At 69.3% G+C, this 261-nt stretch carries 1 protein-coding gene; it reads left to right on the top strand.

Features of this window, described 5'->3' with window-relative positions:
• On the top strand, nt 1-261 hold a 261-nt coding region (locus tag AC13HU_RS38375; RefSeq protein WP_483046606.1), incomplete at both ends, for a MinD/ParA family ATP-binding protein.

Here is a 261-nt window from a genome sequence, read left to right on the forward strand (position 1 = left end):
TGGACCCCGCGGTCTCGACGGCGTTCAACGACGAGGACTACCGGCGCGCCATCGACGTCCTGGGCCGCCAGTACCCGGTGATCCTCACCGACTCGGGCACCGGCCTGCTCTACAGCGCGATGCGCGGCGTCCTCGACCTGGCCGACCAGCTGATCATCGTCTCGACACCCTCCGTCGACGGCGCGTCCAGCGCCAGCACCACACTCGACTGGCTGTCCGCACACGGCTACGCGGAACTGGTCGCCCGCAGCATCACGGTCA

It is taken from the genome of Streptomyces sp. NH27, assembly GCF_056859195.1.